This window comes from Amycolatopsis sp. lyj-109, from assembly GCF_046548995.1.
Classification (GTDB): domain Bacteria; phylum Actinomycetota; class Actinomycetes; order Mycobacteriales; family Pseudonocardiaceae; genus Amycolatopsis.
This window is the reverse complement of the sequence record NZ_JAJPWR010000004.1, coordinates 111,040-132,798: the sequence shown is the minus strand read 5'-3', so window position 1 is coordinate 132,798 and position 21,759 is coordinate 111,040. Positions and strand designations below refer to the sequence as shown.

At 71.3% G+C, this 21,759-nt stretch carries 20 protein-coding genes; 11 read left to right on the top strand and 9 right to left on the bottom strand.

From position 1 onward, the window contains the following. Positions 1-19: 19 nt before the first annotated feature. Positions 20-877, bottom strand: a complete 858-nt coding sequence (locus tag ACLJQF_RS10395; protein ID WP_410608037.1) for a hypothetical protein — start codon at positions 875-877, stop codon at positions 20-22. A gap of 93 nt (positions 878-970) precedes the next feature. Further along, the gene (locus ACLJQF_RS10390; protein WP_410608036.1) at positions 971-1,885 is read right to left on the bottom strand and encodes an NAD(P)-dependent oxidoreductase; all 915 of its coding nucleotides are present in this window, start codon (positions 1,883-1,885) and stop codon (positions 971-973) included. Between the two features lie 57 nt (positions 1,886-1,942). Between ACLJQF_RS10390 and ACLJQF_RS10385 the strand changes: the two genes are divergently transcribed. Genes ACLJQF_RS10385 through ACLJQF_RS10375 form a run of 3 tightly spaced genes read left to right on the top strand, consistent with a single transcriptional unit; the run spans position 1,943 to position 5,444 of the window. After that, a complete protein-coding gene (locus tag ACLJQF_RS10385; protein ID WP_410608035.1) occupies positions 1,943-2,464 on the top strand; it encodes a PadR family transcriptional regulator in 522 nt (173 codons plus the stop codon). Beyond that, positions 2,464-3,153, top strand: coding sequence for an ABC transporter ATP-binding protein (locus tag ACLJQF_RS10380; RefSeq protein WP_410608034.1), 690 nt, complete (start codon positions 2,464-2,466; stop codon positions 3,151-3,153). Before ACLJQF_RS10385 ends, ACLJQF_RS10380 begins: the two co-directional genes overlap by 1 nt. Further along, complete coding sequence (locus tag ACLJQF_RS10375; RefSeq protein WP_410608033.1) at positions 3,150-5,444, top strand: FtsX-like permease family protein; 2,295 nt, start codon at positions 3,150-3,152, stop codon at positions 5,442-5,444. Before ACLJQF_RS10380 ends, ACLJQF_RS10375 begins: the two co-directional genes overlap by 4 nt. Positions 5,445-5,497: 53 nt before the next feature. On the opposite strand, the gene ACLJQF_RS10370 is transcribed toward ACLJQF_RS10375, so the two are convergent. Then, positions 5,498-6,655: a mandelate racemase/muconate lactonizing enzyme family protein gene (locus ACLJQF_RS10370; RefSeq protein ID WP_410608032.1), complete on the bottom strand. Its 1,158-nt coding sequence runs from the start codon at positions 6,653-6,655 to the stop codon at positions 5,498-5,500. A 72-nt stretch (positions 6,656-6,727) separates the two neighbouring features. Between ACLJQF_RS10370 and ACLJQF_RS10365 the strand changes: the two genes are divergently transcribed. The 4 genes from ACLJQF_RS10365 (at position 6,728) to ACLJQF_RS10350 (ending at position 12,203) form a co-directional block, all read left to right on the top strand. Further along, positions 6,728-7,474, top strand: coding sequence for a FadR/GntR family transcriptional regulator (locus ACLJQF_RS10365; RefSeq protein WP_410608031.1), 747 nt, complete (start codon positions 6,728-6,730; stop codon positions 7,472-7,474). 48 nt (positions 7,475-7,522) lie between these two features. After that, positions 7,523-8,671 carry a Gfo/Idh/MocA family protein gene (locus tag ACLJQF_RS10360; protein WP_410608030.1) on the top strand — a complete coding sequence of 383 codons (1,149 nt, stop codon included), beginning with the start codon at positions 7,523-7,525 and terminating at the stop codon, positions 8,669-8,671. A gap of 89 nt (positions 8,672-8,760) precedes the next feature. Beyond that, positions 8,761-10,197, top strand: a complete 1,437-nt coding sequence (locus ACLJQF_RS10355) for an extracellular solute-binding protein (protein WP_410608029.1) — start codon at positions 8,761-8,763, stop codon at positions 10,195-10,197. Next, the gene (locus ACLJQF_RS10350) at positions 10,194-12,203 is read left to right on the top strand and encodes an ABC transporter permease subunit (RefSeq protein WP_410608028.1); all 2,010 of its coding nucleotides are present in this window, start codon (positions 10,194-10,196) and stop codon (positions 12,201-12,203) included. The genes ACLJQF_RS10355 and ACLJQF_RS10350 overlap by 4 nt, the downstream gene beginning before the upstream one ends. Before the next feature lie 9 nt (positions 12,204-12,212). Here ACLJQF_RS10350 and ACLJQF_RS10345 read toward each other — a convergent pair whose 3' ends face one another. Then, a complete protein-coding gene (locus tag ACLJQF_RS10345) occupies positions 12,213-12,953 on the bottom strand; it encodes a ribonuclease activity regulator RraA (RefSeq protein ID WP_410608027.1) in 741 nt (246 codons plus the stop codon). Positions 12,954-13,171: 218 nt separating this feature from the next. Next, positions 13,172-14,032, bottom strand: coding sequence for a TIGR03620 family F420-dependent LLM class oxidoreductase (locus ACLJQF_RS10340; RefSeq protein WP_410608026.1), 861 nt, complete (start codon positions 14,030-14,032; stop codon positions 13,172-13,174). A gap of 90 nt (positions 14,033-14,122) precedes the next feature. Here ACLJQF_RS10340 and ACLJQF_RS10335 point away from each other — a divergent pair, with 90 nt between their 5' ends. The 4 genes from ACLJQF_RS10335 (at position 14,123) to ACLJQF_RS10320 (ending at position 17,353) form a co-directional block, all read left to right on the top strand. Continuing rightward, on the top strand, positions 14,123-15,007 hold the full coding sequence (locus tag ACLJQF_RS10335; protein WP_410608025.1) for a LysR family transcriptional regulator: 885 nt from the start codon (positions 14,123-14,125) through the stop codon (positions 15,005-15,007). Positions 15,008-15,186: 179 nt separating this feature from the next. Beyond that, positions 15,187-15,615: a hypothetical protein gene (locus ACLJQF_RS10330; protein ID WP_410608024.1), complete on the top strand. Its 429-nt coding sequence runs from the start codon at positions 15,187-15,189 to the stop codon at positions 15,613-15,615. 38 nt (positions 15,616-15,653) lie between these two features. After that, complete coding sequence (locus tag ACLJQF_RS10325; protein WP_410608023.1) at positions 15,654-16,748, top strand: sensor histidine kinase; 1,095 nt, start codon at positions 15,654-15,656, stop codon at positions 16,746-16,748. Further along, positions 16,745-17,353 (top strand): response regulator, encoded by a 609-nt coding sequence (locus tag ACLJQF_RS10320; RefSeq protein ID WP_410608022.1) that lies wholly within the window; start codon positions 16,745-16,747, stop codon positions 17,351-17,353. Before ACLJQF_RS10325 ends, ACLJQF_RS10320 begins: the two co-directional genes overlap by 4 nt. Before the next feature lie 152 nt (positions 17,354-17,505). Here ACLJQF_RS10320 and ACLJQF_RS10315 read toward each other — a convergent pair whose 3' ends face one another. The 4 genes from ACLJQF_RS10315 to ACLJQF_RS10300 form a co-directional block, all read right to left on the bottom strand. After that, positions 17,506-18,849, bottom strand: coding sequence for an NtaA/DmoA family FMN-dependent monooxygenase (locus ACLJQF_RS10315; protein ID WP_410608021.1), 1,344 nt, complete (start codon positions 18,847-18,849; stop codon positions 17,506-17,508). Between the two features lie 11 nt (positions 18,850-18,860). Beyond that, positions 18,861-20,057 carry an LLM class flavin-dependent oxidoreductase gene (locus ACLJQF_RS10310; protein ID WP_410608020.1) on the bottom strand — a complete coding sequence of 399 codons (1,197 nt, stop codon included), beginning with the start codon at positions 20,055-20,057 and terminating at the stop codon, positions 18,861-18,863. A gap of 178 nt (positions 20,058-20,235) precedes the next feature. After that, positions 20,236-21,171, bottom strand: coding sequence for a 2-dehydropantoate 2-reductase (locus tag ACLJQF_RS10305; RefSeq protein ID WP_410608019.1), 936 nt, complete (start codon positions 21,169-21,171; stop codon positions 20,236-20,238). Between the two features lie 125 nt (positions 21,172-21,296). Beyond that, on the bottom strand, positions 21,297-21,722 hold the full coding sequence (locus ACLJQF_RS10300) for a hypothetical protein (RefSeq protein WP_410608018.1): 426 nt from the start codon (positions 21,720-21,722) through the stop codon (positions 21,297-21,299). Between the last annotated feature and the right edge of the window lie 37 nt (positions 21,723-21,759).

The following is a 21,759-nucleotide window of genomic DNA, read 5'->3' as shown; positions in this document are numbered from 1 at the left end:
CACGAACTTCAGAGTGCCGTCAGAGTGCGGACTGGAGGTAGACGTCCCGGGTGAGGTCGGTGATCCGGCCGGCGGAGTCCTGCCAGGACAGCGTGGTCGGCTCCAGGGTCAGCACCACCACGATCTTCTCGTTGTCCGGGCCCACGGTGCCGCTCGTGTGCATGGCGCGGCTGGTCAGGTCGATGTCCTGGGCGCCGGTCGTGCCTTCGCCGCTGGACGCGACCGCGGCGGCCGCCTTGACCTCCGGCGAACGCAGCACGCGCAGCACGCGGGCGTCGGTTTCCGTGCATTCCTGACCCGGCGCGGGCGCGGCGCCGAAACCGGACCACCCCTGCTTGACCGCCTTCGGCCCGGCCACCGCGCTCGGGAGGCCGAACGACTGGTCGAAGCGGTCCGAACCGCACTTGGTCGACTGCGCCAGGTTGCTCATGATGAAGTCGCGGTACTTGGGGTGCGCCTGGTGCTGGATGTACTGGTAGGTCTTGGCGATGTCCGCGGCGCTGATCGCGGTGTAACCCCACTTGCCACGGGCGGTGGGCGGCGCGGTGTCGGTGAGCCCGATCTTGGTGACCATCCGCTTGACGATCTCCTCCCAGCCGTCGCGAACCCACAGCGTGCTGGCGGCGTCGTCGTTGCTGGAGCGCAGCATCGGCTGGAGCAGTGCCAGGTCGTCGGCCGGGATCTCCCAGTCGGGGCCGTGCGATTCGAGGTAGTCGAGGGCGATGAACAGCTTGACCAGCGAGGCCGAACGGTACTGCTTGTGCTCGTCGGAACCGAAGGTCGCGCCGGTCTCCTGATCGACGACGAAGTAGCTCGCGGTCATCCCCTCGGGAAGATCCGTCGAGGACGTCGCTGCCGAGGCCGGCCCGGCCGCCATCGCCACCCCTGCGACGACACCGGTCGCGGTCGTTGCCAGACGTCGGATTTTCCCCACAGTAACCACCCAGTTGCTAGATCAACATCGACCGGGTCACCCTAGCGGGTCAGTCACCCCCGTGTCGGAGGATCCCCGGAACGGGCCGGGATCCTGCGCCCGGTCAAGCCGGTGTGAAGTGGATGCGTTGTGGCGCAACCATTGGCGGAGGGTGGGATTGTCGGTGGTGGTCACGATGCCGACGGTGCTGCGGAGGTATCGGTTGCCGCTCACCAGGTTCAGCAGACCGGCCGCGAGGTCGGCGCGGGCGGTGAACCTGCCGTCGGCGTGGCCTTCGGTGATCAGGTGGTCAGTGGGCGCCGGCAGGTGGTAGAGCCCGCTCGGGCGCACGATCGTCCAGTCCAGGTCACTGGCGCGGACGAGGGTTTCCATGCGGCGCATGTCGTCGTACAGCGTCTTGCCCAGCACCCGGGTCACGTACGGCAGGAGTACCCGGTTGAACAGGAATCCGCCGTCGGAGTAGGGCCGCGGGTCGACTCCGCTCGAACTGACCACGGCGAGCCTGCGCACGTCGTGCCGGCGCATCGCCGCGACGATGGTGGCGGTACCGCGCGAGTACGTCGTGATCGGCTTTCGGCTCGGGGGCACCCCGAGGGTGGACAGGACCGCGTGCCGGCCCGCGACGGCGGCGTCGACGGCATCCGGGTCGAGCACGTCGGCGCCGAGCACCCGGAGCCGGCTGTGCCGCAGCGGAAACGTGTCCGGTTGCCGGGTGACGGCGGTGACCTGGTGACCGGCGGTAAGCGCTTGCTCGGTGAGCAGGCGTCCGGTCGGTCCGTTGGCTCCGAAGATCGTGATGCGGATGATGTCGGTCCTCCTGGCTCGGCGGTTTTCAGGTCGACCTCGTCCCCGGGGTCGAACAACCACGAGATGTCGCCGCGCCCGCCCCTGTGACAGCGTCGCGATGTGACGCGCGGCACTTATCAGGTGGTATACACGCCGGGTATACACTTCGGGTATAGTGATCTTCAGTCCCCGGACTCCGGGGGGCGAGGAGGGATCAGGGGCATGTCGATTTCGCATACCTTGCTCGCGTTGCTCGAAACCGGGCCGCGGCATGGCTACGACCTGAAACGGGCGTACGACGAGCAGTTCGGGCAGGACCGCCCGCTGGCTTACGGCCAGGTCTATTCGACGTTGTCACGGCTGCTGCGCAACGGCATGGTCGAGGTGGCGGGCGTCGAGAGCGGCGACGGGCCGGATCGGAAGCGGTACACGATCACCGACGCGGGCATCACCGACGTCGAGACGTGGCTGCGCACGCCGGAAAGCCCTCAGCCGTACCTGCAGAACACGCTCTACACGAAGGTGGTGCTCGCCCTGCTGTCCGGGCGTAGCGCCGCCGACGTGCTCGACGTCCAGCGCGGCGAGCACCTGAACGTGATGCGGGCGCTCACCAAACGCAAGAACGGAGGCGACCTCGCCGATCAGCTGATCTGCGATCACGCGCTGTTCCACCTCGAGGCGGACCTGCGGTGGCTGGAGCTCACCGCCGCGCGCCTCGGCGAACTCGGCAAGGCGGTGCGCTGATGACCGGGCCGGGAACGCCGTTGCTCGTCGGCAAGGACCTGCACAAGTCGTTCGGCCCGACACGGGCGCTCGACGGGGCGGCGCTGTCCGTCAGGGCGGGGGAGGTGCTCGCGATCATGGGCTCGTCCGGGTCCGGCAAATCGACGCTGCTGCACTGCCTGGCCGGCATCATCCGGCCGGACGCGGGCACCATCGCCTACCGCGGTGCCGACCTCGTCGGGATGGACGACAAGGGGCGGAGTGCGTTGCGGCGCACCGACTTCGGCTTCGTGTTCCAGTTCGGCCAGCTGGTGCCCGAGCTGTCCTGCCTCGAGAACGTCGCGCTTCCGCTGCGGCTGACCGGCGCCAAGCGGAAGCAGGCCGAGGCCAAGGCGGGCGAATGGCTCGCCCGGCTGGAGGTCGACGGGCTGGCGAAGCGCCGCCCCGGCGACGTGTCCGGCGGGCAGGCGCAGCGGGTCGCGGTGGCGCGGGCGCTGGTGACGGGGCCGAAGGTGGTCTTCGCCGACGAGCCGACCGGCGCGCTCGACTCGCTCAACGGCGAGAAGGTCATGCAGATGCTCACGCAGGCGGCGCGGGAAACGCACGCCGCGGTCGTGCTGGTGACCCACGAGCCGCGGGTGGCCGCCTACTCGGACCGGGAAATCACGGTGCTCGACGGGCGCACGGTCGACCGGGAGCTGGTCGCATGATGCGGGATCTCGCGCTGGGACTCCGGCTGGCCGTCGGGGGCGGCCGGATGTCCGGCGCGGCGCTGCTGCGCCTGGCGATGACCGCGTTCGGGATCGCGCTCGCGGTCGCCGTCCTGCTGCCCGCGGCGGCGGTTCACCACCTGATCGGCGCGCAGGCGGAGCGGGCGGCGGCGATCAAGCCGGTCACCGAGGCGCGCGCGGGCGTCGCCCCGCTGCTGACCTACGACTGGTTCCCGTCGATCGGCGAGCGCATCCTCAAGGTCACCGCGGTCGCGCCGACCGGGCCGAGTTCGCCGCTGCCGCCGGGCGTCGGCAGGCTGCCCGCGCCGGGCGAGCTGCTCGTGTCACCGGAGCTCGCCGCGAAACTGGCCTCGGCCGAAGGCGCGTCCTGGGCGGCCTATCTGCCGGGGCCGGTCACCGGCCGGATCTCGAGGGAGGGCGTCTCCGGCGCCGGTGACCTCACCGCGTACTACGGGGCGCCGGCCGCGAAGATCGAGGCCGAAGGCGCCGACGCCACCCAGGTCTACGCGTTCGGCCGGCCGTACACCGGGGTCGGGCTGTCGGCGGCGATGCTGGGCATCATCCTGCCGATCGCGGCCGTCCTGCTGCTGCCGTTGCTGATCTTCGTGACCACCGCGTCGCGGATGGGTGCGGCGCAACGGGAACGCCGGCTCGCCGCGCTGCGGCTGATCGGTCTCGACGCGCGGCAGGTCAAGCGGGTCGCGGCGGCGGAGTCGCTGGTCGGGGCGGTGATCGGGCTCGCGGCCGGCGTCGGCTTCTTCGCCGTGCTGCGCACGTTCGTCGCGGACATCCTGCCGTTCGGCCTGCGGATCTTCCCGCAGGACTTCGTCCCGTCGTGGCCGCTGGTCGTGGTGATCGTGCTGCTGGTGCCGGGGCTCGCGATCGGTTCCGCGCTGTTCGGGCTGCGCCGCACCATCGTGGAACCGCTCGGCGTGGTCCGCCAGGGCAAGCCGGTGCGGCGGCGGATGTGGTGGCGCTGGGCGATCACCGCGATCGGCGTGCTGTTCCTGGCGGCCACCCTGGCGTTCGATCGCGGGGAGGGCGACACCGCCGCCGGGCTGGCGCTCGCGGCGGGCAGCGTGTTCCTGCTGGTGGGTGTCACGACGCTGCTCCCGTGGCTGGTCGAGTGGCTCGTGGCGCGGCTGCGCGGCGGTTCGCCGTCGTGGCAGCTCGCGATCCGGCGGCTGCAACTGGACAGCGGCACGGCCAGCCGCGTGGTCTCCGGCCTGGTGGTCGTGCTGGCCGGCGCGATCCTGACCCAGGGGGTGGTGTCCTCGCTGTCCGCCGGAAACCGGTACTGGACCCAGCCGGTGGGCCTGGCCGCGGTGCCGGTGCGGGTCATGACGACCTCCCAGCACGAGGCCGAGGTCCTCAAGCTGGCGGGATCGGTGGCCGGGGTGACCGGGACGCACACGTCCAGGGCCGTCGTGTTCCGGTCCGGGACGGAACGGAGCTACGGCTTGATCGGCGACTGCGTGGCGCTCAAGGCGGCTGCCGACATCGGCGGCTGCGCCGACGGCGACGCCTTCTACCTGGCGTCGGCGCCGGGGCTGACGGCCCCCGCCGGCCGGGTGCGGTTGCAGAGCAGGTCCCGCACGGGCCCGGTGGACGGTCCGGAGTGGACGGTGCCGGCCGGCACGAAGGTGGTGCAGTCGGGCGACACCGCGCGAGTGGCGGACGGCACCCTGCTCGTCACGCCGGGCGCCCTCGGCGGGCTCGCGCTGCCGGCCTCGTCGGTCTCCGTCTACCTGTCGGGCACCGGCGACGCGCAGACGCTGACCGACACCGTCGCGCGAGCCCTCCAGCCGCTCGCGTGGAACGCCACGGCCGACAAGAGCGACTACTTCAGCGACTACCTCGCCAGCGACAACCGGATGGTGGACAGCTTCCGTTCACTGCTGATCACTGCCTCGCTGTTCGTGCTGGCGGTGGCCGCGATGAGCCTGCTGATGCTGTCGATCGAGCAGATCAGCGAACGGCGGCGGCCGCTCGCGGCGCTGTCCGCGGCCGGCGTGCCGATCGGGGTGCTGGCGCGCGGGGCGCTGTGGCAGACCGGGATCCCGGTGGTGGTCGGCGTGGTGCTGGCGGTCGCGGCGGGGCTCGGGCTGACCGCGCCGATCCTGCGGCTGGCGGACCGGCCGATGATCATCGACGTCCCGGTGCTGCTTGCCCTGGCGGGGACGACGGTGGCGGCGGTCCTGCTGGTGACCGCGCTGACCATGCCGTTGCTGCGGCAAGTGACCCGATTGGACACACTGCGCTCGGAGTGAGCCGGGTCGTGGGGAGGGGGGTGCGAAAGGCACCTCCCTCCTCGCCGGCTCCGCTACTCGAACACCCCGTAGCCCGCGACGGCGTGGGCCCGGACGCCGTCCAGGTCGAGCTCCACGCCGATGCCGGGGGTGTCGGGCAGCGTGATGTAGCCGTCCTTGACGATCGAGCCGCTCCCGTCGGGGGCGTGGACGTAGCTGTCCCACACCGCGCGCTCCTCGAGGGCGTGCCATTCCTGGACGAGGAAGTTGGGGATCGCCCCGCACTGGTGCGAGGTGGCCATCGTGCCCAGCGGTGTCGACACCAGGTGCGGCGCGAACGGGATGTAGTGCAGCTCCGCGAGGTTGGCGATCTTCTTGGCCTCGGCGAGGCCGCCGCACTTCGGGACGTCCGGCTCGATGACGTCCACGGCACCGCGTTCGAGCAGGTCGCGGAAACCCCAGCGCAGGTAAAGGTTTTCTCCCGCGCAGATGGGCGTGCGGGTCTGTTCGCGCACCCGCACCAGCGCGTCGACGTTCTCCGCCGGCAGCGGCTCCTCGAGCCACATCAGGTGGAACGGCTCGAGCTCCCACGAGATCCGGCACGCGCTCGGCACGTCGTAGCGGGCGTGCAGGTCGATGGCCAGGTCGACGTCCGGTCCGATCGCTTCCCGGACGGCGGCCACGCGCTCGACCATTGAGCGCAGCTCGGCGGCGTTGATCGTGTGGTTGAAGGCGTCGAACTTGGCGGGGTGGTGCAGGTCGTCGATGTCGAACTTGAGGGCGGTGAAGCCTTCGGCGACCATCCGCTGGGCGCGGTCGACGCACCCGGCGATCGAACCCGCGGGGTCGTCGCCGTCGCCGCAGTCGGCGTAGAGGCGGATCCGGTCGCGGAACTTCCCGCCGAGCAGCCGGTGGACCGGCTGGCCCGCGGCCTTGCCCGCGAGGTCCCACAGCGCGAGCTCGATCCCGGACAGGGCGATCACGAACACCCCGCTCTGCGCGCCCGCGAAAACCTTGCTGCGCCGCAGTTTCTCCCAGCACCGCTCCACGTTGCGCGGGTCCTCGCCGAGCAGCAGGGGCGTCAACGAGTTGATCATGCCCACGACGGCGCCCGCGCCGGCGTCGGGATTGGCCTCGCCGAACCCGCTGAGGCCCTCGTCGGTGTCGATCCGCACCAGCGTGGCTTGACCGTGGTAGGCCACCACCGCCGTCGTCACCTTCACGATCCGCATTGCTCTCCTGCCGCAGGGTAGTGCCGAAGAACGGACTGTCGCGATGTCTCACTTGTCCTATAAGCTGATGACATGCCAAGGAGACAAGAGTCTCCGGACGCTGTCAAGGTCCGGACTCTTCCGGTGCAGGTGGCGGCCCACCTGACCCGGCGCATCGTCAGCGGTGAAATCGGGGACGGCCGGGCGCCGTCGGAACTGGAGATCTCCCAAGAGTTCGGGGTCTCCCGAGTGGTGGCGCGCGAGACGCTCAAGATCCTTGCCTCGCTGGACATCGTCGACGTCGCCCAGGGCCGCCGGGTCGTCGTCCGCCCCCGCGCGGAGTGGGACTACCTGAACCCGTTGCTGATCGAGTGGCTGCCCACGGAGATCGTCGACGAGCTGCTGCAGGAACTGCACCAGATGCGCGCACTGCTCGAACCCGAACTGGCCGCGATGGCCGCGACCGGCATCACCGACGAGACGCTGGCCCGGCTCGGGGACGAGATCGGCCGGATGGCGGCGCTCGAGGCGGACCCCGAGGCCTACCTCGAAGTCGACCACGAATTCCACATGGAGATCTGCCGGGCGGCGGACAACCGCATCCTCGACCGGATCATGTATTCCGCCCGCTGGCTGGGCACGGCCAGCCGGCGCCTCACCAACGAGGCGCCGGCCGGGCTGCACCGCGCCACCGCCCAGCACACGGAGATCTACGAGGCGCTCGTGGCGCGCGATCCGGAAGGTGCCCGCGCGGCGATGCGCAGGCACCTGAGCAACAACTACTCCACGCTCCTCGCGGAGAAGGAACAGCGAAGCAAGCGGGCCGCCCGGCGGCATTAGCGCACTGCACGACCGACATCCGGAACCGATGACGAGGACGGACGAGGCATGGCGGCACCTGCGATCCCGCCGATCCGGCTGGGGCTGATCGGCACCGGCCTCGCGGTCGAGAAGCTGCACTGGCCGGCGTTGCGCGGGCTCGCCGATCGGTACGCCGTCACCGCGTTCACCGACTCTTCTGCCGAGCAGCGCCGCCGGTTCGCCGAATACAGCGGAACCGATCCGGCCCTGGCCACCGCCGACCGGGCCGCGTTGCTGGCCCGCGACGACGTGGACGCCGTGCTGATCTCGGTGCCCATCCCGCACTTGTACGAGGTGGCGCGCGACGCGCTCGCGGCGGGCAAGGACGTGCTCTGCGAGAAACCGGCCGGCGTCGACGCGGAGCAGGCGGCGGCTTTCCTCGCACTGGCGGCCGGGCACCCGGACCGCACGTTCCTGGTGGGGGAGAACCACTTCTACCGCGACGATCTCCGCTTCGCCCGCGCCTTGCTCGACGGCGGCGCGATCGGCCGTCTGCACCTGATGGCGTGGCGGCACGTCGTGCGGTCGGTGCCCCGTGCGGGCGGGTTCACCGGCACGCCGTGGCGGCAGCGGCCGCAGTACCGCGGCGGCGTGCACCTCGACGCCGGCGTGCACCACATCGCCCAGATCCGGTTGCTCTGCGGCGACATCGCGCGGGTGCACGGTGCCGTGCAGGCGGCCAACAGCACGATCGAGGCCCCGTCGGACCTCGCGCTCACCCTCGTCTTCACCGGAGGCGCCATCGGCAGCTACACCGCGTCCTACCTCGAAATCCCCGTGCCACCCGAATCCCACGACATGCGGCTGTACGGCACCGCGGGTGTGCTCGTGCTCGCCGGATCCGATGCGGAGCGCCGCGTGACACGTAGCAGCGCCGACGCCACCACCCACACGACCGTCTTCCGCGGGATCGACAACGGCTACCGCGGGGAGCTCCTCGACTTCGCCGATGCCGTGCAGTTCGGCGTCCGGCCGGTCGGCAGCGTTGCGCAGAGCGTGGCCAACGCGATGGTCGTCCAGCGGGCGTTCGACTCCGCGGAACAGGCGGCCGCACTGGCGCTCGACCCCGTGCCCGGCGCCGGCCCGGTACCGCTGTGGCGGCCCCGTGGCTCGGCCAGGCTGTTCGACGGGCTGCCAGGACAACGCATCAGCAGTTCGGCGTCCTTCGCCGCATGAACGACCCGCAGCGGGGCGCTCGCCTCGCTGTCCCGCACCGTCGACGGAGTCGGTACGCGTCCGCCCGATCGGACGCGAGAGGAGTGGTCATGGCAGAGAAAACGGACTGGTCGAGACGCTCGTTCCTCGGAATGAGCGCGGGGATGAGCGCGCTGGGTGTGCTCGGGCTCGCCGGCTGCGGGAGCGGGCCCGCGCCCGCGCCGCAGGTCGACGTCCAGGTGCCCAAGGCCCTGCTCGACCAGGCCGCCGCGCTCCGCGGCGGGTCGGTGGGGATGCTCTCGCAGAAGCTGTACTCGGAGGCCGCCAACAAGGCGCTGGACAAGTCGCTGCAGGTGTTCGCGCAGGCGACCGGCACCACCGTCCGCAACGACCTGGTCTCCGGTGACGCCGGCGACATGGTCGCGAAAATGGACGCCGAGGTGAAGGCGGGCACCAACCGCGATCTGGCCTTCATGAGCGACCGGCGGTTCGTCGGCCAGCTCCACAACCTCGGCGCGCTCACCGACCTCACCGATGTGGTCAACGAGATGAAAGCGCTCTACGGGGAACCCGCGACGGAGGCGAACAACTACTGCGTGTTCGACGGCCGCTGGTTCGCGATCCCGTACCACTTCATCGCGTCCGGGATGTACCTGCGCAAGGACTGGTACACCGAGAAGGGGCTTCCGCTCAAGCCCTACTACTCGTGGGAGGAGCTGCGCGACAACGCGTTGGCGGTCTCCGATCCGGCGAAGCGGCGCTTCGGCTGGGGGCTCACGGTGAACCGCTCCGGCGACGCCAACGGCTTCATCGCGAACGTCATCAACACCTACGGCGGGGCGATCGCGGACAACACCGGCACGAAGGTGGTGTTCAACTCGCCGGAAACCGTCGCAGCCGTCACGTTCATCGGCGACATATACACGAACCCGAAGTACAAGCCGATGCTGCCGCCGGGAATCGGGAGCTGGACCGATTCGAGCAACAACGAGAACTGGCTGGCCCAGATCCTGGGACTGACGCTCAACCAGTTCAGCGTCTACGCCGACTCGAAAACCAAGAAGAACCCGGTCTACGCCAACACGCACGTGTTCAACGGCGCGACCGGACCGGCGCTCGACCGGCCGCTCGCGTTCGGCGAGTCCAACTCGTTCGTCGTGTTCAAGGGGGCGAAAAACCCCGACCTGGCCAAGCTGGTGGCGAAGTTCATGGTCGGCGGGACCGCGCTGCTCGGGGTCGCGAAGGAAGCGCCGTGCCTGGTCAACCCGTCGTGGAGCAAGGTGTGGGACTCCGACCCGTACTACACCGGTGGTGACCCGGCCTTCCCCGCGCTGCGGGAGCAGACCCGCGCGCAGCTCCCGGTGAAGACCAAGACCGGCTACGCGTTCCCCCAGACCCCGAGTCCCGGCGAGCAGGCCGCCACCGCCGCCTACCTGCTGACCGACATGATGCAGTCGGTCATCCAGGGCACCCGGCCGGCCGACGCCGTCGCCGCGACCCACGCCCGGATCGTTCAGATCTTCGAGCAGCAGGGCTACCGGCAGTGACTCTCCTTCGTCCGCGCTCGGCGCCGGCCCGTCCGGCGCTGGGCGCGTCCTCCTCGCTCACGCGAACGCAGCGGCGGCTCGGCCGCGACTGGCGCCTCGCCGCGGTGTTCGTCGGTCCGACACTGGTGCTGGTCGCCGGCCTTATCCTGGTCCCGATCGTCAGCTCGATCTTCACCAGCGCCACCGAACGCCACGGCGCGGAGACGGTCTTCGTCGGGCTGGACAACTACACCGCGCTCATCCACGACGCCTTGTTCCACCAGGGTGTGCTCAACTCGTTCGTCTTCACCGCCTACGCCGAGATCTTCAAGGTGACGTTCGGTCTCATCGCGGCGTTGATGCTGCACCACATGCGCCGCGGCAAGGCGCTCGTCGCCGGGGTGATCCTGCTGCCGTGGGTGATCCCGACGGTCGTCACGGCCTTCACCTGGCGGTCGTTGTTCGACCCGATCTTCGGCAGTGTCAACGTCCTGCTCACCGAATCCGGGATCGGACCCGGCCTCGCCGCGATCGGGCTCGTCGACAAGTGGCCCGCCGAGTGGCTGTCCGATCCCGCGCTCGCGATGCCGGCGGTCATCCTGGTCAACGTCTGGAAGGGCATCCCGTTCTTCACGGTGACGTTCCTGGCCGGGCTCAAGGCCATCGACAGCGGCCTCCACGAGGCGGCGATGGTGGACGGCGCCTCGCCGTGGCAGCGCTTCGTCCACATCACGCTGCCGGGGCTCCGCAACGTCATGATCGTGACGGTGCTGCTGTCGTCGATCTGGACGTTCAACAACTTCGACCTGATCTGGCTGATGACCCAGGGCGGGCCGGGGGACGCCACCGCCCCGTACGTGATGGTGGCGTACTCGAAGGCCATCCAGCAGCTGCAGCTGGGCGCGGGCGCCGCGGTCACGCTGGTGATGCTGCCGATCATCGCGATCCTGGTGGTGATCCTCGTGCGGATGATGCGCCGCAGCGACCTGCCCGGCGCGGGGGACCTGGGGCGTCGTCGGCTGACGCCCGGTCAGCGCCGGGCGCTGCCGTGGGTGATCGTCGTGGGCTCGGTGCTCGTCCTGGTCTGGGCGTCGCCGCACATCATCTGGAAAGCCGCGCTCGTGCTGGGCGTGTTCGTGGCGCTCGCGGCCGTCGTCGGCCGGGTCGTCTCCGTGCTCGCCACCCGGGGCAACCGGCTGGCCGCGCGCCTGGTCGGCGGCACCGGCACCGGGGTCGCGCTGGTGGGGCTGCTGGGTTTCGTGCTCGCCCCGCTCTACTGGATGACGATCACGGCCTTCAAGTCCGACGACCAGATCGTCGCGCGCACCGACGACCTCTGGCCGACGCCGTGGAGCACCGAGCAGTTCACCAACCTGTTCACCGGCCGGGCGTTCGGTACCTGGTACATCAACACGATCCTGGTGTCGGTGGCGTCCACAGCGATCGCCCTGGTCTGCGCGGCGCTGGCCGGCTACGCGCTGGCACGGCTGAAGTTCCGGGGTTCGGAAAGCTTCACGGTGACGATCCTGCTCACCTACGTGATGCCGGGCGCGCTGCTGTTCATCCCGCTTTACCAGCTGATGAGCGGGATCGGGCTCAACGACTCGTTGTGGTCGCTCGTGCTCGCCTACCCGACGTTCACGCTGCCGTTCGCGACCTGGCTGCTCGTCGGCTACTTCAAGTCGATCCCGGCCGACCTCGAGGAGGCCGCCCTGGTCGACGGCTGCACGCGGTTCGGGGCGTTCCTGCGGATCGTGCTGCCGCTGGCCAAGCCGGGCCTGCTCGCGGTCGCGCTGTTCACGCTCACCAACGCGTGGAACGAATTCCTGTTCGCCTTCGTGTTCATCACCAAGGACGACTACAAGACGCTGCCCGTCGGCATGCAGTCGATGATCTTCGGTGACGTCGTGCCGCAGGGACAGCTGGCCGCGGCCTCGCTGCTGGTCAGCATCCCGGTCGTGCTCATGTACGGCTTCGGGCAGCGGTTCCTGACCGAGGGCCTCACCGCGGGGGCGGTGAAGGGATGACCGCGCTCGTCAGTCCCGGCCCTGCTCGGCACGCCACCGCTCGTACTCGGGCCGGGCCTCGTCCGACAGCGGGTAGTACCGCCGCAGGTCGCCCCCTTCGGCCAGCCGGATCCGGGAGAACTCCTCCCATTCCGCGTGTTCCCGAGCGGTCGCCAGCAGGGCGGGGGCGAGCTTGACCGGCACCACGACCGCCCCGTCGTCGTCGGCCACGACGATGTCACCCGGCTCGACGAGCGTGCCGCCGCACGCCACCGGCACGTTGACGGCGGCCGGGACGATGCCGGTCTGGGCGTGGAAGTTCGGGGTGGCGCCCCGGATCCACAGCCCGAGGCCGAGCTTCCTGGCCTCGCCGATGTCGCGCAGGCACCCGTCGATCACCACGCCGAGGCCGCCCCGGCCCTTGAAGTAGGTCAGCATCATCTCGCCGAACACGCCGCTGCTCATGTCGCCGCGGGCATCGACGACGATCAGGTCGCCGGGCCGGGCGTGGTACATCACGTGCCGGTGCAGCTGCGTCTCCGGTTCGGCGTATTCGTCGACGGGGTAAAGGTCCTCGCGCTTCGGCAGGAACTGCAGCGTCAGCGCCGGCCCGGCCACGCGCACGCCGGGCGTCACCGACACCGGGCCGCGGATGAAGGCGCTGCGGATCCCCATCCGGCTGAGCTCGGCGCTGGCCGTCGCGCTGCCGATCGTCGCGAGGGCCGCGCTGAGCTCGGCGGGCGGGCGGACGATGTCGTGCGACTCGACCACGTCGGTGGCTCCCTCGGTCCGCGCTGACGGAAACTGCCGGCGAGTTCGAGCTTAGTGGTCACCGTCGGAAGTCCTCCAGGGGTCTCGACGGCCCAGCTTCCCGCTGGACGCACGGCCGCAAGGTCCGAGTACGACCCGGTACGAGGACCTCGCGGCCGCACGCCCAGCGAAAACCTGGATCCGCCGAATACCCCCGAAGGACTTCCGACGGCAACCACCTAGCCGGGCGAACCTGCTTGCGCGACGGGCGTTCCCGATGGACGCAGCCCGTGCCCGATCGCGCGCAGGATGCCGATCGGATCCTCGCCGATCGCGTGCACGCCGACCTGGTTCGCGCCCGCCGCCAGCTCCGCGCGGACACCCGCCGCGATGGCCGCCTCGTCGCCGTGCAGCACGAGGGCGTCGATCAACCGGTCGCTGAAGGGGTCGGTCAGGTCCTCGTCGGTGTAGCCGATCCGCCGGAGGTTGCCGGCGTAGTTGGCGATCCCCAGGATGGGCCGCACGCTCGCCCGGCCGGTTGCCCGGGCGCGTTCGACGTCGGTGTCCGGCACCACGCCGTGGCCGGGCACCACGAGCTTGTCCGGGCCGAGGGCCGCCCGGGCGCGCCGGGTGTGTTCGGGCGTCACCTGGAGGGTGAGCGTGCCCGCGGCGCGGTCGGCGGCGAGCCGGAGCATCTTGGGGCCGAGCGCGGCCAGCAGGACGCGGTCGGCGGGGACACCGGCCGCGGTCAGGATGTCCAGGTAGCTCGCGACTTTCGCCACCGGGGACGTGTACCCGGCATCGATTTCCCGGTGGCCGGCGCCGATGCCGATGAGGAGCCGGTCGGCGTGCCTGCTCGCGAGCCGGTGGTAGGAGTCCGCGACCTCGGCCGCGTCGGCCTGCCACACGTTGAGCACGCTGGTGCCCACCACGATCCGGCTGGTGGCGTCGAGCAGCCGTTCGGCCTGCCGGAGATCGGCGGCCGGGGAGGCGGCCAGCCAGATGGCGCTGTACCCGGCTGCTTCCAGGGCGACGGCGTCCGTCGCGGACGCCTCGGCAGCGGTCAGGTAGGCGCCGAGGGGTCCCAGTTGGATGGTCATGATCACCACTTCAGCACCGGTGGGCGGCGGGAACCAGACCCAACCGCCACGTGCTGCGATAAGCTCGGCTTATCGTCGAGGGTGGTATCCATGGAACTGCGGGCACTGCGCTATTTCGTCGCGGTCGCCGACGAACTGCACTTCGGCCGGGCCGCCGAGCGGCTGCACATCGCGCAACCCGCCGTCAGCCAGCAGATCGCCCGGCTCGAGCGGGAGCTCGGGGTCCGGCTGCTGGACCGGTCGCCCCGGCGGGTCCGGCTCACCGCGGCCGGGCATCGGGTGCTCGACGCGGCCCGCGGCACGCTCGCCGCGGCCGGTCAGGTGGAGATCGCGGCGAAGCAGGTCGTGACGACCGTGCGCATCGGCACCGCCGCCGGCCTGACCGCGCGCCTCGAACGCGGGATCGACGCCCTACGCGAACGGGCGCCGGAGTTCGACGTGGTGCTGGTCGATCTGCCGGTCGAGGCCCGGCTCAACGCGCTCCGGCAGGGCGAACTCGACCTGGCCCTGACCCGCGGCGTGCGGTCCGTGCCCGGGCTCACCGTGCGGCCGGCCTGGCGGGAACGCCTGTTCGCGGTGGTGTCCCGGTACCACCCGGCCGCGGACCACGCCGCCGTCGGCCTCGCCGAGCTGGCCGGCGACACGCTGCGCGTTCCCGCTCGCGAGCACGACCCGTCGCTGCACGACGCCGTGGTCTCCGCGTTGCGCGACACCGGGCTGTGCCCGAAGGCGGGCCGCCCGACCGGCACGCTCCAGGACACGATCGTCGAGGTCGGCTCGGAACCGCGGAGCTGGACGGTGCTGCCCGCCGACCAGGTCGCCGAAATCCACTCCACCCGGGTCCGGTCGATTCCGATCGAGCCGGCGCTCACGATCGGCGGAAGCGTGGTGGTCGCGGCGGAAAACGCGGGCAGCGCGGCCGAGTGCGCGGTCGCGGCGTTCCGCGACGAGACGGCCCCGGCCCAAAGGTCTTGAATGACTCATTCAGGACCTCCGAAGACCTGAATGAGTCATTCAAGACCCTCGCCGCTCAGCCGCACCTCCGGCGGCGCAACGGCGTGGCCCGCCGGCTGCCCGGTTTCTGACGAATGTCACGGCTGGACGGTGGACAACGTCGCTACCAGCGGAAACGCCGGTCGACCACGATCAAGGGCATGATGAAGCAGACCAGCCCGACCGTGACCGTGACCGACTCCGACGCCCGGGAAAAGCTCCACATCGCCAAGATGCTGCTCGGCGGCTACGCGGCGGTGAGCGTGCTGACCTTCCTGGCGATCGTGGTGTTCAGCGGCAATCCCGACGTCGTCACCTCCGCCGTGTGGATCCGCGGCTCGATCCTCGCCGTCGCCGCGCCGATCACCTTCGCCCTCGGTGTTTCCATGGCCAAGGGCTCGCCGGGCAACTACCGCCGGGTGCGGATCATCACGACGGCCCAGGTGGTGGCGATCCTCGTGATCGAGTCCATCCCCGGCTCGTTCCCCGTCTGGTTCAAGATCGCGAACGGCGTGTGCCTCGCGCTGCTGATCATCGTCGTCTTGCTGACCTTCGCACGGACCGTGCGCGCCACGTTCACGGCCCGGTGATCACGGCGTCCGCGCAGGTCCGCGGTACGGTCCCCGGCGTGGACGACAGGCGGGAACCCGCGGACCTGCGCGGTCTGGACGAGCGGCGCCGGCTGCTGCTCTCGCTGGGCATGCTCTGCTACCCGTTCCTGGCCGGCGCCGGCGTCGCCCAGTACACGCACGGGTCCGGTCTCGTCGCCGGCTACCTGCTGCTGGCCGCCATTTCCGCGTGCTACCTGGGCATCGTGGTGGCCTCGATGCGCTCGGCGTGGCGGGCGCACTGGTGGCTGCTGGCCGTGATGACGGCGCTCTCGGTGCTGGTCGCTCCGCTGGCCCACGAGAACGTCATGATCCTCGTCGCGGTGCTCGTGCCGTCGGCCGCGGCGCGCGTCGGCGTCCGGACGGCGGCGATCCTCGTGGTGCTGGGCGCCGCGGCGTGCGTGGTCGTGCCGATGGTGGTGCCGGGCTGGAACACCGGCCCGAGCTGGTACTACGCGGTGGCCGTGGTGTTCACCGCGCTGCTGGTCCACGCCTTCAGCCGCACCGCCACGGCCAACCAGCAGTTGCGCGAGGCCCGGGCGGAGGTGGCCCGGCTGGCCTCCGAGGCCGAGCGCAACCGGATCGCCCGCGATCTGCACGACCTGCTCGGCCACTCGCTCACCGCCATCACCGTGAAGAGCACCCTGGCCCGGCGGCTGGCCGTCGGCGCGCCGCCCGCGGCACTGGCCGAAATGGAATCGGTGGAACAGCTGTCCCGGCAGACGCTGGCGGACGTGCGGGCCGCGGTGTCCGGGTACCAGGACGTCACGCTCGCCGGCGAGCTCGCCCGCGGCCGGGAGCTGCTGCGCGCGGCGGGGGTCGTCGCCGATCTGCCCACCGCCGCCGAGGTGGTGCCGCCGGACCGTCGGGAACTGTTCGGCTGGGTCGTCCGGGAGGGGCTGACGAACGTGGTGCGGCACGCGCGAGCCGGCCGGTGCACGGTGGAGCTGACCGCGTCCTCGGTGGAGGTGCACGACGACGGTGCCGGCGGCCCGGCGGGCGCGGGTTCCGGGCTCGACGGCCTGCGCGCCAGGGTGACCGCGGCCGGGGGAGTGCTGACCGCCGGCCCCGCGCGGCCCCGCGGGTGGTCGCTGCGGGCGGAGGTGCCGGCATGACGATCCGGCTGCTGCTCGCCGACGACCAGGAACTGATCCGCCAGGCCCTGCGCGCCCTGCTCGACCTCGAACCGGACTTCGAGGTGGTGGCCTCGGTCGGCCGCGGCGACGAGGTGACGGCCGCGGCCCTGGAACACCGCCCGGACGTGGCGCTCCTGGACATCGACATGCCCGGCCTCGACGGCCTCGCGGCGGCCGCCGTGCTCACCGCACAGGCGCCCGGGTGCCGGGTGGTCATCCTGACCACGTTCGGCCGCACGGGTTTCCTGCGTCGCGCCATGGAGGCGGGTGCCGTCGGCTTCGTCGTGAAGGACGCCCCGGCCGACACCCTCGCCGACGCCATCCGGCGCGTGATGGCCGGCGAACGGGTGGTGGACCCGGCCCTGGCGGCGGCCACCCTGGCGGCCGGCGAGTCACCGCTCACCGCGCGCGAACGCGACGTGCTCATCGCGGCCCGCTCCGGCGCCACCGTGGCGGAAATCGCGGCCCGGCTGTACCTGGCCGAGGGCACCGTGCGGAACTACCTGTCCGGGGCCACCACCAAGACCGGCACCCGCAACCGGATGGAGGCCCTGCGCGTGGCCGACGAACGCGGGTGGCTCTAGTGTCGCGCGTCCGAGGTTCGTCCGGCTCAAACGCCCCAATGTGGCGTTGGTAGCGTCCAACGCACCGAACGCCACTGTGGGGCGCATCGGCCTGAACGTCAAACAACTTGCGACACTACTCGCTGTACAACGTCCTGCCGGAGCTCGCCGGGTCATGCCCCGGGCGGCTCGATCCCGAGGTGCTCGCGCAAGGTCGTCCCCGTGTACTCGGTCCGGAACGAGCCGCGTTCCTGCAGCAGGGGCACCACCGTGTCGGCGAACTCGTCGAGGCCGCCCGGGGTGACGTGGGGGACCAGGATGAACCCGTCGCTCGCGTCGGCCTGGACGAGGTCGTCGATCGCCGCCGCCACCGTCGTGGGGGAGCCGATGAACGTCTGCCTGCCCGTCACCTCGATGATCAGGTCGCGGGTGGACAGGTTCTTCGCTTCCGCGAGCTGCCGCCATTCGCGGGCGGTGGCGACGGGGTCGCGGTACATGCGGACGCTGGCGCGGCCGGGGGCGATGGTCGTCTCGCCGACCACGGGGTCGGTCGACGGCAACGGGCCGTCGGGGTCGTGGCCGGACAGGTCGGTGTTCCAGACCTGCTCGAGGAACTTGATCGCGGTCTGCGCGCTGACCTGCTGCCGCCGGACGACGTGGGCGCGCTCGTGGGCGTCGGCGTCGGTGTCGCCCAGCACGAACGTCGCGGCCGGCAGGATCACCAGCTGCTCCGATGTGCGGCCGTACTTGGCCAGCCTGCCTTTGACGTCGGAGTAGAACGCCTGCCCGGCTTCGAGGGTGCCGTAGCGGCTGAAGATCGCGTCGGCGGTGGCCGCGGCGAACTCGCGGCCCTCGTCGGAGTCGCCGGCCTGGATGATCACCGGACGGCCCTGGGGACTGCGCGGCACCGGGAACCGGCCCTCGATGTCGAAGTGCCCGTCGTGGTGGGCGAACGCGCCTGCCGACGGGTCGCGCAGGAACACGCCGCTGCCGGCGTCGGCGGCGATCTCGTCGCCGCGCCAGGAGTCGAACAGCTCCCAGGCGGTGCGGAGGAAGGTCTCGGCGCGCCCGTAGCGCTGGTCCTGGGGGAGGAACCCGCCGCGGCGGAAGTTCTCGCCGGTGAAGGCGTCCCACGACGTGACCACGTTCCACGCGGCGCGCCCGGCCGAGAGGTGGTCGAGCGAGGCGAACTGGCGGGCCACTTCGAACGGCTCGTTGAACGTCGAGTTGATCGTGCCGGCCAGGCCGAGCCGCTCGGTGACCGCGGCCAGTGCGGACAGCACGGTGAAGGTGTCCGGGCGGCCGACGACGTCGAGGTCGTAGATCTGCCCGTTCTGCTCGCGCAGCCGCAGGCCTTCGGCGAGGAAGAAGAAGTCGAACTTCGCGCGCTCGGCGGTCTGCGCGAGCTTGACGAAGGAACTGAATTCGATGTGGCTGCCGGCTTCGGGGTCGCTCCACACGGTCGTGTTGTTGACGCCGGGGAAGTGCGCCGCGAGGTGGATCTGCTTCCGGGACATCTCGGGCCTCCTCAGGCGGCGGTGTAGCGGTTGGCGGGCCGGGAAAGGCCGAGCAGCCCGCGCAGGGTGCTCGCTTCGTACTCGGTGCGGAAGGCGCCGCGGGAGCGCAGTTCGGGCACCAGGCCGCGGGTGATGGCGGTCAGGTCGTGCGGAACCGCGCCCGGCCGGAGCCGGAAGCCGGAAAGCCCGGCGCCCTGCCAGTCGAGCAGCAGGTCGGCCAGCCCGGCCGGGGTGCCGGTGAAGACGTACGCGTCGGAGGTGTACTCCGCGCCGAACCGGTCGTCGAGCCGGCGCTTGCGGTCCGCGGCCGCCTGCTCGGTCTCGCCGAGGAACACGACGACGTCGCCGAAGACGTGCAGCGGTTCGCCGGCGCGGCCGGCCCGCTCCTGTTCGTCCCGGACCTCGGCGACGATCGCGGCGGCCTGTCCGCGGTCGAACGGCGTCACGTAGACGACGTCGGCGGAGCGCGCGGCGAGCCGGTAGGGGACGGCGGCGTGGGCCAGCGCGGTGACCGGCGGCTGGCCCTGCGGCGGCCGCGGGGTGATCGACGGGCCCTTGACCGAGAACCAGCGCCCTTCGAAATCGATGTAGTGCAGCTTGTCGCGGTCGACGAACCGGCCGGTGGCGACGTCGCGGATCTCGGCGTCGTCCTCCCAGCTGTCCCAGAGCCGGCGCAGCACTTCCACGTAGTCGGCGGCCTCGTCGAAGAGGTCGGTGACCGGGCTGGACCGGTCCGGTGCGGAGGTGTCCTCGAGCCGGAACTCGCCGAACTCGCGGCGGCCGAAGTGCCGGTTGTCGTCGGCGCGGCTCGCCACCTGGACGCGGACGCCGGCCCGCCCGGCGCTGACGTAGTCGAGGGTGGCGATGGCCTTGGACAGGTGGAACGGCTCGGTGTGGGTGACGACCGCGGTCGGCACGAGCCCGATGTGCGAGGTCAGCGGGGCGACGCGGGCGGCGATGAGCACGGCGTCGAGGCGGCCCTGCACGACGTCGGTCCGCTCGCCCGGCCGTTCGAAGGCACTCAGGCTCTGCAGGGCCAGCGAGTCTTCGAGGGTGACGAAGTCCAGCTTACCGGCCTCGGCCTCGCGGACCTGGTCGGCCCAGTAGCCGGCGGTCAGCAGTTCGTCCGGTCGCGCCCCCGGCTCCCGCCAGGCGGCGGGGTGCCACCCGGCCCCATCCAGCGCGACGGCGATCCGTGGTCCTGTCATCCCGGCGTTCCCTTCTCCTCGGCCCGTACCCGCAGTGTGCCCGCTTCCCGCGGGCCGGGCCGGGGTGGCCAACCGCTGGGACGGGCCGAGGTGCCGGGAATAAATCCGGGATCGGCCCGCCCCGCGAGCCGGACTGTCTACTGAGGACGGTGTTTCGCCCGGCCGACGGCGGAACCGGTCACGGCCGCGGGTGTGCGCCGGCGGCGGCCCGCGTGCTCGCCAGTTCGTACAGCAGGCTGTTGACCGGGGTCGGCGTGCCGGTCTCCCGGCCGAGCCGGACGACGGTGCCGGTCCACGCCTCCAGTTCCGAAGGCCGACCGGCCCGGATGTCGCGTTGGAGCGAGGCGGTTCCGTCCGCCGGGAGCCGGTCCAGGAACGCGATCTGCGCCGCCACGACGTCGTCGGCGAGCCGGACCCCCTTCGCACGGGCGACCCGCTCGATCTCGGTCATGCTGTCCACGATCAGCTGCCGCGTGCCCGCGCGGGCACGCAGCACGCCGTACGGGGCGTCGGTGACCGTGCCGATCGCACCGAGCGACGCGAGCGCGAGGAACTTCTCCCAGAGCGCGGCCCAGACGTCGGTGGCCACCACCGCGGTCAGCCCCGACTCCTGCAGGGCCTCCCGCAGGGCGGTCACGCGCGCGCTCGGCCGGTCGTCCCACTCGCCGAAGGTGAGTTTTCCGCCGCCGATCTGGCGCACGCGGCCGGGCCCGTCGAGGAAGGCGATGACTTCCGCGGCGCCCGGCAGGACCGCGCCGCGGCCGACGACGTCGGCCACCTGTCCCGGCGCGTCGACCCCGTTCTGCGTCGTGACGACCGCGGTGTCCGGGCCGAACAGCGGTTTTGCCGCGGCGATCGCGGGTTCGAGCTGCCACGTCTTGACCGCCAGCAGAACGAAGTCGGCCTCGCCGAGCTCTCCCGGGTCGTCGGTCGCCCGCACCGGAGCGACCGTGAAGTCGCCGGCCACGCTCGTGACGGCCAGGCCGTCCCGCTTCAGCGCCGCGAGGTGCTCGCCGCGCGCCACGAAACCGACGTCGTGCCCAGCCGCGGCGAGCCGGCCGCCGAAGTATCCGCCGACGCCGCCGGCGCCGATCACTGCGATCTTGAGTCCCATGTCCCAGACGTTACCGGTTGAAGGGGTAACTTGGCGACCTCCATCGCCGTTCGGATCAGGAGGCCTTGATGAACGCCGCGGCGCGCTCCCCGATCATGATCGCCGGGTGCGCCCCGTGAGGGCGTTCAGCGGACATCCCGGCGGCGCCGCACGGCCCGGATGATGCGGAAGCTCGCGCCGGCGGTGCCGGCCAGGAGCATCAGGGCGCCGATCGCGATGAAGGCGCGCGCGCCGGTCGTGACCTGTTCGGCGCGGTGTTCGACCGGCCAGTACCGGACGGCCACCCGGCTGCCGACGGGGTGGCGGACATAGGTGTCCAGCTCGGCGTCCATGCGGACGAAACCGTCGGGCCCGGTGAAAGCCACCTCGTAGTGCGGCCGCTGCGCGACCAGGACCTGGGCGGAAAACACTCCCGCCGCCGTGTGCTGGCGGGCGATTTCGCGAATGCCGCCTGCGACGATGACCGCGCCGAAGATCGCCAGGATGACCAGCAAGCTGGTGCCGGCGTACCCCAGGACCTGTCTGTCCGCCTCGGATTCCCCCGTGTCCACAACCCATGGTAGCCCCGGAACTCGCGACGTCGGCCCT

Bases quoted from the DNA above. Each gene is read 5' to 3' on its own strand.
- ACLJQF_RS10395 (WP_410608037.1), bottom strand. From the start codon at position 877: ATGGCGGCCGGGCCGGCCTCGGCAGCGACGTCCTCGACGGATCTTCCC.
- ACLJQF_RS10385 (WP_410608035.1), top strand. From the start codon at position 1,943: ATGTCGATTTCGCATACCTTGCTCGCGTTGCTCGAAACCGGGCCGCGG.
- ACLJQF_RS10380 (WP_410608034.1), top strand. From the start codon at position 2,464: ATGACCGGGCCGGGAACGCCGTTGCTCGTCGGCAAGGACCTGCACAAG.
- ACLJQF_RS10375 (WP_410608033.1), top strand. From the start codon at position 3,150: ATGATGCGGGATCTCGCGCTGGGACTCCGGCTGGCCGTCGGGGGCGGC.
- ACLJQF_RS10370 (WP_410608032.1), bottom strand. From the start codon at position 6,655: ATGCGGATCGTGAAGGTGACGACGGCGGTGGTGGCCTACCACGGTCAA.
- ACLJQF_RS10365 (WP_410608031.1), top strand. From the start codon at position 6,728: ATGCCAAGGAGACAAGAGTCTCCGGACGCTGTCAAGGTCCGGACTCTT.
- ACLJQF_RS10360 (WP_410608030.1), top strand. From the start codon at position 7,523: ATGGCGGCACCTGCGATCCCGCCGATCCGGCTGGGGCTGATCGGCACC.
- ACLJQF_RS10355 (WP_410608029.1), top strand. From the start codon at position 8,761: ATGGCAGAGAAAACGGACTGGTCGAGACGCTCGTTCCTCGGAATGAGC.
- ACLJQF_RS10340 (WP_410608026.1), bottom strand. From the start codon at position 14,032: ATGACCATCCAACTGGGACCCCTCGGCGCCTACCTGACCGCTGCCGAG.
- ACLJQF_RS10335 (WP_410608025.1), top strand. From the start codon at position 14,123: ATGGAACTGCGGGCACTGCGCTATTTCGTCGCGGTCGCCGACGAACTG.
- ACLJQF_RS10330 (WP_410608024.1), top strand. From the start codon at position 15,187: ATGATGAAGCAGACCAGCCCGACCGTGACCGTGACCGACTCCGACGCC.
- ACLJQF_RS10320 (WP_410608022.1), top strand. From the start codon at position 16,745: ATGACGATCCGGCTGCTGCTCGCCGACGACCAGGAACTGATCCGCCAG.
- ACLJQF_RS10315 (WP_410608021.1), bottom strand. From the start codon at position 18,849: ATGTCCCGGAAGCAGATCCACCTCGCGGCGCACTTCCCCGGCGTCAAC.
- ACLJQF_RS10310 (WP_410608020.1), bottom strand. From the start codon at position 20,057: ATGACAGGACCACGGATCGCCGTCGCGCTGGATGGGGCCGGGTGGCAC.
- ACLJQF_RS10305 (WP_410608019.1), bottom strand. From the start codon at position 21,171: ATGGGACTCAAGATCGCAGTGATCGGCGCCGGCGGCGTCGGCGGATAC.